The 12,551-nt window shown below is 61.3% G+C and carries 12 protein-coding genes; 7 read left to right on the top strand and 5 right to left on the bottom strand.

What is annotated here, in order from left to right; all coding sequences use genetic code 11:
• Positions 1-24: 24 nt before the first annotated feature.
• Entirely contained in the window at positions 25-1,266 is a 1,242-nt protein-coding gene (locus ACN0VH_RS16855) for a lytic murein transglycosylase (RefSeq protein ID WP_417701431.1), read from the top strand.
• Positions 1,267-1,298: 32 nt separating this feature from the next.
• On the opposite strand, the gene ACN0VH_RS16850 is transcribed toward ACN0VH_RS16855, so the two are convergent.
• Positions 1,299-2,444: a trans-sulfuration enzyme family protein gene (locus tag ACN0VH_RS16850; RefSeq protein WP_417701429.1), complete on the bottom strand. Its 1,146-nt coding sequence runs from the start codon at positions 2,442-2,444 to the stop codon at positions 1,299-1,301.
• Positions 2,445-2,634: 190 nt separating this feature from the next.
• Between ACN0VH_RS16850 and ACN0VH_RS16845 the strand changes: the two genes are divergently transcribed.
• Complete coding sequence (locus tag ACN0VH_RS16845) at positions 2,635-3,120, top strand: GNAT family N-acetyltransferase (protein ID WP_417701427.1); 486 nt, start codon at positions 2,635-2,637, stop codon at positions 3,118-3,120.
• Positions 3,121-3,122: 2 nt separating this feature from the next.
• On the opposite strand, the gene ACN0VH_RS16840 is transcribed toward ACN0VH_RS16845, so the two are convergent.
• The 3 genes from ACN0VH_RS16840 to ACN0VH_RS16830 all read right to left on the bottom strand — a co-directional run bounded on the left by ACN0VH_RS16840 (position 3,123) and on the right by ACN0VH_RS16830 (position 6,294).
• Positions 3,123-4,331 (bottom strand): pyridoxal phosphate-dependent aminotransferase, encoded by a 1,209-nt coding sequence (locus tag ACN0VH_RS16840; protein ID WP_417701425.1) that lies wholly within the window; start codon positions 4,329-4,331, stop codon positions 3,123-3,125.
• Positions 4,332-4,502: 171 nt separating this feature from the next.
• On the bottom strand, positions 4,503-5,396 hold the full coding sequence (locus tag ACN0VH_RS16835) for a LysR substrate-binding domain-containing protein (protein ID WP_417701423.1): 894 nt from the start codon (positions 5,394-5,396) through the stop codon (positions 4,503-4,505).
• Between the two features lies 1 nt (position 5,397).
• Complete coding sequence (locus ACN0VH_RS16830) at positions 5,398-6,294, bottom strand: LysR substrate-binding domain-containing protein (protein WP_278923794.1); 897 nt, start codon at positions 6,292-6,294, stop codon at positions 5,398-5,400.
• A 144-nt stretch (positions 6,295-6,438) separates the two neighbouring features.
• Here ACN0VH_RS16830 and amaB point away from each other — a divergent pair, with 144 nt between their 5' ends.
• Together amaB and ACN0VH_RS16820 are read left to right on the top strand one after the other, a co-directional pair.
• Positions 6,439-7,941 carry an L-piperidine-6-carboxylate dehydrogenase gene (gene amaB / locus ACN0VH_RS16825; RefSeq protein WP_417701421.1) on the top strand — a complete coding sequence of 501 codons (1,503 nt, stop codon included), beginning with the start codon at positions 6,439-6,441 and terminating at the stop codon, positions 7,939-7,941.
• A complete protein-coding gene (locus tag ACN0VH_RS16820; protein WP_417701419.1) occupies positions 7,931-9,208 on the top strand; it encodes an NAD(P)/FAD-dependent oxidoreductase in 1,278 nt (425 codons plus the stop codon). The genes amaB and ACN0VH_RS16820 overlap by 11 nt, the downstream gene beginning before the upstream one ends.
• Positions 9,209-9,274: 66 nt before the next feature.
• On the opposite strand, the gene ACN0VH_RS16815 is transcribed toward ACN0VH_RS16820, so the two are convergent.
• Positions 9,275-10,342, bottom strand: a complete 1,068-nt coding sequence (locus ACN0VH_RS16815) for a zinc ABC transporter substrate-binding protein (protein ID WP_278923797.1) — start codon at positions 10,340-10,342, stop codon at positions 9,275-9,277.
• A gap of 115 nt (positions 10,343-10,457) precedes the next feature.
• Here ACN0VH_RS16815 and ACN0VH_RS16810 point away from each other — a divergent pair, with 115 nt between their 5' ends.
• From ACN0VH_RS16810 to ACN0VH_RS16800, 3 genes are read left to right on the top strand one after another with little or no spacing between them, the layout of a single operon-like run.
• Positions 10,458-10,946 (top strand): transcriptional repressor, encoded by a 489-nt coding sequence (locus ACN0VH_RS16810; protein ID WP_278923849.1) that lies wholly within the window; start codon positions 10,458-10,460, stop codon positions 10,944-10,946.
• Positions 10,937-11,722 (top strand): zinc ABC transporter ATP-binding protein ZnuC, encoded by a 786-nt coding sequence (znuC, locus tag ACN0VH_RS16805; protein WP_417701416.1) that lies wholly within the window; start codon positions 10,937-10,939, stop codon positions 11,720-11,722. Before ACN0VH_RS16810 ends, znuC begins: the two co-directional genes overlap by 10 nt.
• Positions 11,719-12,549 carry a metal ABC transporter permease gene (locus ACN0VH_RS16800; protein WP_417701414.1) on the top strand — a complete coding sequence of 277 codons (831 nt, stop codon included), beginning with the start codon at positions 11,719-11,721 and terminating at the stop codon, positions 12,547-12,549. Before znuC ends, ACN0VH_RS16800 begins: the two co-directional genes overlap by 4 nt.
• Positions 12,550-12,551: the final 2 nt, after the last annotated feature.

Genomic DNA, 12,551 nt, shown 5'->3' with positions numbered 1-12,551 from the left:
AATGACGCCACGGAGCCCGCGCCGATGTTCACCCGCCCTGTTCTCTTTGCACTGTGCCTGTGTCTGCTGCCCCTGATGGCAACAGCGCAAAACCGCGCCAAAGTGGAGCGCCAGTTTCAAACCTGGTTGCAGCAAGACATCTGGCCCGAGGCCAAGACCGCAGGTGTCTCTCGCCGGACATTCAAACGCGCCTTTGCCGAAGTGGCCCTAAACTGGGATCTCCCCGATCTGGTGCCCCCCGGTGCCAGTCCAGAGGTGCCAAAACAGCAGCGCCAGGCCGAATTTGGCACCCCTGCCAAATATTTCAGCCCCGGTGCGGTGCAAAGCGCCAGCAATACGGGGCGGCAAATGGCACGGATCCATGCCACCACCCTTGCAAAGGTTGAGGCCAATACCGGGGTGCCGGGCCGAATAGTCCTGGCGATCTGGGGCCGCGAGAGCGCCTATGGCCGGGCCAAGATCCCGCATAATGTGTTTCGTGTACTGGGTACCAAGGCCTTCATGAGCACCCGCGCATCCTATTTCCGAGCTGAGCTGATCGCCGCGCTACAAATTGCACAGGGAAAACACGCAGATCCCAGCACCATGAAAAGCAGCTGGGCCGGCGCCCTGGGCCAGCCGCAGTTCATGCCGCGCAACTATCTGCAATATGCAGCGGATGGTAACGGTGACGGACGCGCCGATATCTGGAACTCAGAGGCGGATACGCTGATGTCGATCGGGTATTTCCTCGCGCAGCACGGCTGGCAAAGCGGCCGTGACTGGGGGTTCGAGGTCACCCTCCCCACTACAGTGTCCTGCGCGCTGGAAGGCCCGGATCAGGGCCGCACCATTGCCGATTGGGAAAAGCTGGGCATCAAACGTGTCTCTGGACGCGCCTTTCCCGCGAAGGAACGCGCCGAGCAGGGTTTCTTGATGCTGCCCGCCGGACGGCATGGGCCAGCCTTTCTGGTCACCCGCAACTTTTATGTGCTGAAGGACTACAACAAAAGCGATCTTTACGCGCTTTTTGTCGGCCATGTGGGGGATCGCATCCAATACGGAGTGGGTGATTTCGCCGCCAGCTGGGGTCGGCTGGACAGGCTTTACCGCTCTGACGTGGCCGCGATGCAGCGGGGGCTAGAAGCGCTCGGCCATGATGTCGGCGGTGCCGACGGGCTGGTCGGCTTCAAAACCCGCCGCTCTCTCGGGCGCTGGCAGGAAGCATCTGGAACCGCCCCCAGCTGCTTCCCGGATCGGTCGATGAAAACACTGGCGTCGAACTGATCCGCACCGCAACACTTGCCACTGACGGGTGGTCAGCCCCCCTGCAGCGCCTGCGACAGATCCGCGATCAAGTCATCGACATCCTCAATCCCGATTGAGATCCGCAACAGGTTTTCAGGAATGCCCGTATGCGGCTCAATTGTGTGGCGATGTTCAACCAGGCTTTCGACGCCGCCCAGGGATGTGGCGCGGTGAAACAGGTTCAGCCGCCCCGCCACCGCCAAGGCGGCTGCGCGCCCGCCCTTGACCAGGAAGGACATCAAGAACCCATATCCACCCTGCATCTGCCGCGCTGCCAGGTCATGACCTTCGTGGCTGGGTAGACCGGGGTAGAGCACCTCTTCGACCTCGGGGTGGGCGGCAAGGAATTCCGCCACGGTCATGGCATTGGCACACATCTTTTCCACCCGCAGTGGCAGGGTGCGCATGCTGCGCACCAAAAGCCAGGCCTCAAACGGGCCCATGACGGCGCCTGCCTCGTTACGATCCATGCAGATCGCCTCCCACACGGGGGTACGTGCACGAGTGCTCAGCACGCCGCCCAACACATCAGAGTGGCCGTTGATCACCTTGGTGGCGGAATGCATCACCAGATCAGCTCCCAACGCCAGGGGCCGGGTCAGCAACGGCGTCGCCGCCGTACTGTCGACAACCAAGAATGCGCCACAGCTTTCGGCGCAGGCCTTTGCGGCGGTGATATCAACCGTTTTCAGCCAGGGGTTTGACGGGGTTTCAACAAACACAAGCTGCGCCTCAAGCCCGGCGCACAACTCCTGCAGCGCGCCTGTATCGCTGGCGTCAACCTCGTGCAGGGTAATATCGCGGCGGCTGCAAAAGTCGCGGATCCATTTGGTGGTGCCCCAGTAGATCCCCGACTGTACGATCACCGCACCGCCATTTGGCACGGTGCGAAACACGGCGGCAATCGCCGCCATTCCCGAAGGAAACAACTGCGTATCCTCGGCCCCCTCCAGACGGGACAGGATCTCTTCGCCCAACCGCACCGCATCATTATGCGAACGCAGATAGACATTATCCTCGTTCACCAGTTGATAATCCCGGTCGCGCACAAAGGTGGTTGAGGGCTGAATGGGGGGCACCACGCCACCGCTAGCCAGATCTATGGCCCCCGCCGCCTGGGCAGCAATTGTGGCTGGTTTCATATCATTGCGCTGCATCGTCCGGGCCCTCCGCTGTCTGTTTCGGCATATCTTTGAAGTGTGCCCCAGCCAAGTTCAATTGCTTTCCGGCCAAAACCTGCCCAGACGCAGGGTGAAAACAACCACTGCCCCGCAAACAGGCTTGAGCTTTGACACCACCCATGGTCCAGATTGCATTCCCGAAAAGGCACAGAGGATAGATGCCGCCATGCCCACCCTGATCCGCCAGGCAGGCCCCCAAGATGCGGTGCAGATTGCCGACATTGCCAATCGCCTGATCCGCGACACCTTGTTTACCTTCACCACCCAGGAACGCCACCCAGATGAGATTGCCAACCGCCTGCGCAGCGACCCGCCGCCCTTTCTGGTGGCCCAGATCGATGACCGCGTCATGGGCTTTGCCACCTATGGCCCCTTTCGCAATGGTCCCGGGTATCGCCACACACAAGAACATTCGATCCAACTAATGCCTGCAGCCCAGGGCCGGGGCCTGGGGCGGTCCTTGATGCAACATCTGGAAGAACGCGCAAGGGCGCAGGATGTGCATGTGCTGGTGGCCGGGATCAGCAGCGCCAACCCCAAGGCCGTCGCCTTTCACAGCGCCCTTGGCTTTCGCCACGCCGGGCTGATGCCGCAGGTCGGGCGTAAATGGGATCGGTGGCTGGATCTGATCCTGATGCAAAAACAGCTATAGCCTCAGGTCAGCTGCGCCACCGCATGACCAAGACGCGTCAGCGCTTGGCGCAATTCCGCCTCGCTGGTGGCATAGGAAATCCGAAAATAGGGCGACAAGCCAAAGGCGCGCCCCGGCACCATGGCCACATCGTGGTGATCCAGCACATAGGCGCAAAAATCCGCGTCACTTTGCAACAGATCTCCCGCCGGGGTGCGCCGCCCCAGAACGCCTGCGCAACTGGCAAAGGCATAAAAGGCACCCTCCGGTCGCGGGCAGCTAAGTCCAGGTATCGCGTTCAGCCCATCAACCACCAGATCCCGCCGCGCCTGAAAGCTGGCAAGACGCTCTTGCAGGATATCTTGCGGGCCGTTCAGCGCCGCCACGGCCGCCGCCTGCGATACCGAAGATGCACAGGATGTCGCCTGCCCCTGAATCACCGCCATCGCCGAAATCAAAGCGGCGGGCCCCCCGGCATAGCCAATGCGCCAGCCCGTCATCGCATAGGCTTTTGACACACCATTGATGGTCAGGCAGCGCTCTTTCAGCCGAGGCTCCACCGCTGCGGGGGTGGCAAAATCGAACCCGTCATAGACCAGATGTTCGTACATATCATCGGCCATGATCCAGACATCCGGGTACTGCAGCAACAGCTCCAGCAGCGGTGCATACTCTGCCGCACTATAGGCCGCACCCGACGGATTAGAGGGAGAGTTGAACAAAACCCAGCGCGTGCGCGGGCTAAGCGCCTGCTGCAACTGCGCCGTCGTCATGCGAAACCCAGTCTCTGCGCCGCAGGGCACCAGCACCGGCCTGCCGCCAGCCAGCGCGATAATATCGACATAAGAGCTCCAGTAAGGTGCCGGCACGATCACCTCATCCCCCGGTTCCAGGCTGGCCATGAAGGCATTGTACAGCACCTGTTTCGCCCCGGTAGAAACTATGATTTCATCCGCAGCATACTCTAGCCCCTGATCACGCAGGAACTTGGCCTGGATCGCCTGCTTCAAGGCCGGGGTGCCGCCAAGGGCGGTGTATTTGGTATCTCCGGCTTGGATTGCATCCATGGCCGCCGTCTTGATCCAATCGGGCGTATCAAAATCCGGCTCGCCTGCGCCCAGTACAATCACCGGTCGCCCCTGCTGTTTCAGCGCCGCTGCGCGAGCGCCGATCTGCAATATCTCTGAAACTTCGATGGCATCAATACGGCTGGCCCGGCGAAAATCTGACATGATGGCGTCCTACCATGAGAAAGCCCCGGCACAATGCCGGGGGCAGCAGTGCCAATTCTAGGTCAGGATCGACCCGGAAACCAATCGCCAAACCGGACCCAGTGCATTCCAAAACCGACTGGGTAAGGCACTGCTTATCTTGGCCGGTTTTTCGCCACCGCAGGATCCGCGTTACGACCCGACTGGGTGCTGGCGCAACTGCCGGGTAATCCAGGCCTCGAATTGCTGCACCGGCTCTGCTGCCCCGCCATGCGGGCGCACCAGATAATACTGCTTGTTAGAGCGTAAGCCAGGGCCTGGAAGCTGTTTCAGTGTCCCTGCCTCCAGCTCTTGGGCGATCATGTCAAAGGGGACAATCGCCGCCCCCAGCCCAGCCACGGCCGCACCAATGACCATCGAATACTGATCAAAATAACGCCCATCCTGACGGGGCTGCCCGTCCACTTCGGCCTCGCGGAACCAATCGCCCCAGGCACCACTGCGGCTGTCCAGATGCACCAGCGGCACCAGCGGCAGACTGGCGCGATCATCCAATGCGTGATCGGCATAGAGCTGCGGCGCGGCAACCGGCACCATCTGCTCACCAAATAGGGCCACCATGCGGGCACCGGGCCAGTTGTCGCGCCCATAGTGGATCGCCAAATCAAAGGAGTCACGCGCAAAATCAAAGGGTTGCAACCGTGTCGACAGGTTCAGCTCTATCTCGGGGTGGCGGGCAAAAAAGTCTGGCAACCGGGGGATCAGCCAGCGATTCGCAAAGGTCGGCAAGACAGCAATCCGCAGCGCGCTGCGCCCTCCCCCCGCCGCCACCGCCTTTTGCACGGTATTGCGCAGCGCACCAAGGTTCTGCGCCAGATCCGCAGCCAGACCGGCCCCCGCCGGGGTCAAGACCACCCCGCGCCCGACCCTTTGAAACAGGGCAAAGCCAAGATCGACCTCCAGCTCTTTGACCTTCTTGCTGATGGCGCTTTGCGTCAGGCCGATTTCTTCACCAGCGGCGGTGAAACTTTGATGGCGGGCGGCACTGTCAAAGCAGCGCAAATGGGTAAGACTGGGCAAGCGCATGTCAGGCCTCCTGCGGTGGGATCTGGCCCTGCAGCCAGCTGCGGAACTGAATCAACGGGTCATCATCCACCCGGTCGCGGGGCCAGACCAGAAAATACTCTCCCAATGTCACCGCCGGGCCGTCAATGGCGAGACAAAGCCTGCCTTCGGCGATTTCGCTTTCGGCCAGGAACGTCGGCAGCAAGGCAATGCCCAGCCCATGTACTGCCGCCTGGGTCATGGCCGAGGATTGGTCAAACAACATCCCCTGCAAGCGCGGTGCCGCGACATCATGATGGGCAAACCATTGTTCCCAACTGTCGGGGTGGGTTGCCAGATGCAACAAAGGGTATTCCAGCAGATCCGCCACCGCCGCAAGCGGTGCTGTCAGCAGGTCCGGGGCGCAGACCGGCAGCACATGTTTGGGCATCAAGGGCATGTACCCCACCCCCGGCCAATCACGGCTGCCATAGTGGATCGCCGCCTGCGCGGTGCTGGTGTCAAAACTGAACGGCAGGTTATGGGTCTGCAGGTTCACGGTAATGCCCGGATGCTGACCGACAAAATCCTTCAGCCGCGGCGCCAGCCAATGCAGCCCGAATGAGGCCAGGATCGACAGATTCAGGCTTCCCCCCGTTGGATTCGCCCGCAGCTTGACCGAAGCCTGGGCCAGTCGGGACAAGATATCGCGGGCTTCGCGCGCATAATTCACCCCACCCGGCGTCAGCTGCATCCGCATTTGATCCCGGTCGATCAGATCAACCTCCATCTGCTGTTCCAACTGCTTGAGCTGACGACTGATCGCGCTCTGGGTCAGGTTCAGGTCCTCTGCCGCCGCTGAGGCACTGCCCAGCCGGTCAACCGCCTCCAGTGCCAGCAGAGAGGATATCGACGGCAAGAAGCGGCGCGGCGCAATCATATGATTTGACCTCATACCTTTAGGATTTAGTTTCATGTGCAATTTGGCGATCTCCGTGTGATTTATCGGAAAACGCCCAAAGGCTCCAGCCCGAAACCCCGCGCAATGCTCATGGGTGCAACATTTCCTTGAAAGGACAGCCCAATGCCACATTCCCAGATCCTCGCCGCTGCTGGCTTCAGCACCGACAGCCTGACCGGCGGCAGCCTCAGCGTCACCACCCCGGTGGATGGCAGCGAGATTGCCCGGCTCACACCGCACAGCCTGGCCGAGGCCGAGGCGCAGATTGCACATGCGAAAGCGGCGTTCAAATCCTGGCGGATGGTCCCCGCCCCACGGCGCGGCGAGCTGGTGCGCCTGCTGGGTGAGGCCCTGCGCCGGGAAAAGGAAAATCTGGGCCGACTGGTGACACTGGAATGCGGCAAGATCTACCAGGAAGGTCTGGGCGAAGTGCAGGAGATGATCGACATCTGCGATTTTGCGGTGGGCCTGTCGCGTCAGCTCTATGGTCTGACCATCGCCTCGGAACGCCCCGGCCACGCGATGCGCGAGAGCTGGCACCCGATGGGCACCTGTGGCGTGATCACCGCCTTCAACTTCCCGGTTGCCCCCTGGGCCTGGAATGCAGCACTGGCGCTGGTTTGCGGTGACCCCGTGATTTGGAAACCCTCGGAAAAGACCCCGCTCACTGCGCTGGCGGTACAAAAGATCTGCGACCAAGTGACGGCAGAATTTGGCGACGATGCGCCCGAAGGCCTTATCCAGACCCTGATTGGCGAACGTGACCTTGGCGAGGCCCTGACCGCATCGCCGGATGTGGCGATCATTTCCGCCACAGGTTCGGTCCCCATGGGCAAATCCGTCGCCAACGACATGTCGCAACGTCTGGGCCGTACAATTCTGGAACTGGGCGGGAACAATGCGATGATCGTGGCCCCCTCTGCCGATCTGGAAATGGCCCTGCGCGCCATCGTGTTTTCAGCGGTGGGAACAGCAGGCCAGCGCTGCACCAGCCTGCGCCGCCTGATCGTGCATGCCGATGTCTATGACGCGCTGATCCCGCGCCTGATCAAGGCCTACGCCGGCCTGCCGATTGGCGACCCGCTGGCGGAAGGTTCTTTGGTTGGGCCGCTGATTGACAGCGCGGCGCTCGCGGCGATGAACGATGCCCTGGCCCAAGCCAAGATCGAAGGCGGCAAGGTACATGGCGGCGGACAGGCCCTGAGCGACAGCCATCCAGGTGCCGCCTATGCCCACCCGGCCATCGTCGAGATGCCAGCGCAGAGCGCCATCATGCATACGGAAACCTTTGCGCCAATTCTCTATGTGGTGAAATACGACAATCTCGATCAGGCCATCACGCTGCAAAATGCCGTGCCTCAAGGGCTTAGCTCCTGTATCTTTTCGACCGATCTGCGCGAATGCGAATTTTTCCTCTCGGCAGCGGGATCGGATTGCGGTATCGCCAATGTCAACATCGGCCCATCTGGCGCTGAAATCGGTGGCGCCTTTGGCGGCGAAAAAGAAACTGGCGGTGGCCGGGAAAGCGGCTCTGACGCCTGGAAAGGCTATATGCGCCGCCAGACCAATACCGTGAATTACTCGCGGGAATTACCGCTTGCACAGGGCATTAAATTTGACATCTGAGTCCCCCTCGAGTCTCTGGCAAAATACCTGCCGGGAAAACCCTTCCTCCTCGGTCCTGACCGGGGAGGTAAGCGCAGACCTGGCGATTATTGGCGGCGGCTATACCGGGTGTTCAGCGGCGCTCAAGGCGCGCGAAATGGGGGCCACGGTCTGCCTGATCGAGGCCGAAACATTTGGCCATGGCGGATCTGGGCGCAATGTCGGATTGGCCAATGCCGGGCTCTGGCTGCCCCCGGAAGATATCAACGCGCGTATCGGCCCTAAAACCGGGGCGCAGCTATCACAGGCCCTGGCCATGGCCCCCGATCTCGTCTACGGCCTGATCGAGCACCACGATATCGCCTGTGAACCTGTCCGCAACGGCACCCTGCACTGCGCCCACGCCCCCAGCGGGATGGCGGACCTCCAGCGCCGGGCAGAACAACTGCAGGCCATCGGTGCGCCAGTTCAACTACTGGACAAGGCCGAGGCCCAGGCGCGCGTCGGCTCGCAGCAGGTGCATGGCGCCCTGTTTGATCCCCGCGCGGGCACCATCCAGCCGCTGGCCTATGCACGTGGTCTGGCCCGTGCGGCCCAGGACGCCGGGGCGCAGCTATACGACCACAGCCCCGCCACCGCGCTGAGCCGGGGCAAGGCCGAGTGGCTGGTCACCACCCCCAAGGGGCGCATTCAGGCCAAACACCTGCTGATGGCGACAAATGGCTATGCCCTGCCCATCGCCGGCTACCAGGCACCGAGCATCGTACACGTGAATTATTTCCAGGGTGCCACCGCGCCACTGCCGCCTGCAATACGCAGCCAGATCCTGCCCGGACAAGAAGGCTGCTGGGATTCTGCCCTGGTGATGTCATCCTGGCGGATGGACCAACAGGGGCGGCTGGTGATTGGCGCCATGGGGGCGCTGGACCATTTTGGCAGCAAAATCCACCACAGCTGGCTCATCCGAAAACTGGCCGCACTGTTTCCGGCGCTGGCAGGCACCCCGCTGGAAAGCCTGTGGTTCGGGCGCATTGCCATGACCTCGGAACACCTGCCCAAAATCCAGAAGCTGACGGATGGCTATGTCTGCTTTGGCTATTCCGGGCGCGGCATCGGGCCGGGGACATTGTTTGGCCAACAGGTAGCCAAGGCCCTGCTTAGCGGCGATGAAACCGCCCTGCCCCTGCCCGTCTGCACCAACCACAGCCTCCCCTTTGCCGGGCTGCGCGGCGCATACTACGAAACCGGTGCCACCCTGACCCATCTTATCAAAGACCGGATCGGCTAGAGCCCAAAAGAAGGGTCAGAGCTATCTCTGACCCTTCTTTTGGTGATACATCGTGAAACGGGAAGGTTACTGGCAGGCCGCCATGGCATCCCCAAGCTTCTGCAAAAGCGCCGGGTAGAATTCAGCACCCAATGGGAGCCCTGTACCCAAGGGATCAATCACCACGGTTTTAGCAGCACTGCCTTCCATCACCGTGGCCACCAGATCCGGATTGAACTGCGGCTCGGAAAAGACACAGGTGACGCCATGGTCTTTTACCAACTGCTGAATTTCGGCAATCCGCGCCGGACTGGGATCCGAGGCATCGCTCAGCGCAATCGCCCCAACCGCCTGGATATCAAAGCCCTGCTCAAAATACTGATAGGCATCGTGAAAGACGACAAACCCACCGCCGGTTAGATTGGCTGAAATCTGATCTGCCACCGCCTGAATCTCTGCCTGTCCGGCAGCGGCATTGGCTGCATAAACCGCCGCATTGTCCGGGTCCAAGGCAGAAAGTTCACCTGCGATCACCCCAAGCCAGGCCTGCGCATTTTCAGGCGACAGCCAGGCATGCGGGTCGGCGCCGGAATGATCATGCCCCGCGTGGTCGGCGTGGTCGGCGTCTGAATGATCCTTGGAATGGTCCTCTGCGTGTTCATGCTCATGGTCATGGTCATGTTCCCCATGATCTTCTGCATGATCATGGTCGCCATGGTCAGCGTGGGTGTCGTGATCATGGTCATGCCCGTGATCATCACTCGGCGCGCCTGCGTGATCGTGGGAATGCGGTTCAAAACCAACGCCTTCGCGGAAAGGAAGCACCATCGTGGCCTCGTGCTCCAGCAATTCGACAACCCGCGCCTGGCCGGCCAGCTCCGTGATGGCGCCCTGCAACCAGGGTGTCAGGGGCTCGCCCATCCAGAACACCAGGTCTGCCTGCGCCAGCGCCATCGCCTCGGAGGGGCGCATGGAATGATTGTGCGGCGAGGCACCCGCAGGCACCACCAGATCAGGCGTAGAGATGTCCTGCATCACACGCGCAACCAAGCCATGAACCGGCGCAATATCCGTTGCGACCCGAGGTGCCTCTGCCCAGCTGGTGCTGGCAAACCCAAGAAGGGAAACGGCTGTGGTCAGGCTGAGTTTTATCATCGGTTCTCTCATGTAATCTTATAACATCTCACGGCTTGATAAACGTCATATCATAACATATCAAGAGCCAAGTTCGCCAACCTTGGCCCAGATCAGCGCACCGGAGAGCACGACCATGGAAACCATCGGGTTTGAAACCCATGATCACAGCAGCTGCATTGCCAGCTGCATCGCGACCGTTGATGCCCAGTGCAAGGCGCAGGGGCTGCAGTTCACCCCGGTGCGCAAACGCGTGCTGGAAATTCTGCTGCAGGAACACCGCGCCCTGGGTGCCTATGAAATCCTCGACCGGCTGCGCGAAGAAGGGCTGGGATCACAGCCGCCCGTGGCCTATCGCGCGCTCGATTTTCTGGTCAAGAATGGCTTCGCCCATAAGATCGAGCGTTTGAACGCCTTTATTGCCTGCACCCATCCCGGCGAAATCCACGCCCCGGTCTTTATGATCTGCCGCCTGTGCACCGCCGTCGCCGAAGCCCAAACCATTCCCACCAAGGGCCAGCTGGGCCAGGCTGCAAAAGAGGCCGGTTTTCAGATCGAGCGCACCGTGGTCGAGGCCGAAGGCCTGTGCCCCAAGTGCCAGGAGGCCACCGCGGAATGCCGCTGATTTCGCTGCAGAACCTATCGGTGCGCTTTGGTGGCAATACCGTCCTATCCAATGTGAGCTTTGCCATTTCTGCCGGCGAAATCGTGACCATCGTCGGGCCAAATGGCTCGGGGAAATCGACACTACTGCGCAGTATTATCGGTGCGCAGCACCCAGATCAGGGCCAGATCAAGCGCAGCCCCGGCCTGCGCATTGGCTATGTACCGCAAAAACTGCATATCGACCCGACCCTGCCGATGACGGTGCGCCGCTTTCTCAGCCTGCCACAGCGGATCAGTGACCAGCAGGCCGCCACAGCCCTGGAACAGGCCGGCGCCGGGCAATTGGCCAGCCGCCAGATGGTCGACCTATCGGGCGGCCAATTCCAGCGGGTTCTGCTGGCGCGGGCGCTGCTCTGCGCGCCACAGCTTTTGATCCTTGATGAGGCCACCCAAGGGCTGGATCAGCCGGGGTCAGCTGGGTTTTACCAACAGATCGAAACCCTGCGCGAAACCCTGGGCTGCGCTATTCTGATGGTCAGCCACGAATTGCATGTGGTCATGGCCACCTCGGACCGGGTGATTTGTCTCAACGGGCATATCTGCTGCGAGGGCGAACCCGAACAAGTGGCCTCGGCCCCGGAATACCGCGCCCTTTTTGGCACGGGCACCCAAGGGGCGCTGGCACTCTACCGACATGAACATAACCACCGGCACGACCACAGTTGCGGCCATGACCATGGCCAGGACACCGTAGACCAGACCCGCCCCGCCGCCGCGAGTGAGACCCGCCAATGATCAGCCTCTTTGACAGTTTTCTGCTGCGTGCCGCCCTGGCCGGAACCGGAGTCGCCGTCGCGGCGGCGCCCTTGGGCTGTTTTGTCGTCTGGCGGCGCATGGCCTATTTTGGCGATGCCACGGCCCATGCCTCTATCCTGGGTGTCGCCTTGGCGCTGGGATTTCAGGCGCCGGTCTTTGCCGGGGTGCTGATCGTATCGTTGCTCATGGCGACTGCCGTTTCCAGCCTCAGCGGGCGGGGTTTTGCCATGGATACCCTTTTGGGCGTTCTGGCCCATTCCTCGCTGGCCTTTGGTCTGGTTGCAGTCTCGTTCCTGCAGGGCATTCGCATTGATCTAATGGCCTATCTGTTTGGCGATATTCTTGCGGTCAGCCGCATCGATCTCATGGTGATCTGGGGCGGGGCGGCCCTGGTGCTCTTGCTGCTTTGGGCCCGCTGGTCGGCGCTGTTGACCGCGACACTTAGCTCTGATTTGGCCTATGCCGCAGGTCTAAACCCCAAGCGCGAACAACTGGTGCTGACCATCGCGCTGGCTTTGGTCGTTGCCGTCGCCATCAAGGTGGTTGGAGTTTTGCTGATTTCAGCCCTGCTGCTGATCCCTGCTGCTGCTGCCCGCCCCTTTGCCGCCACCCCTGAACGTATGGCCTTTGCAGCAGCGATCATTGGCATGCTCTCGGCCTTGGCGGGGCTGCAACTGTCATTTCTGCTTGATACCCCAACCGGACCGACAATTGTCTGCGTGGCGGCGGGCTTCTTTGCGCTGACCAGCCTGGGCGACATGATCCGGCAGCAATTACTGATGAAAGGGCCACGCCCGCGGCATTAGGC

The sequence above is a fragment of the Pseudophaeobacter sp. genome, assembly GCF_048267565.1.
Lineage (GTDB): Bacteria > Pseudomonadota > Alphaproteobacteria > Rhodobacterales > Rhodobacteraceae > Pseudophaeobacter > Pseudophaeobacter profundi.
Note: the sequence above shows the minus strand (reverse complement) of the source record. Positions and strands in the feature narration are given on the sequence as shown.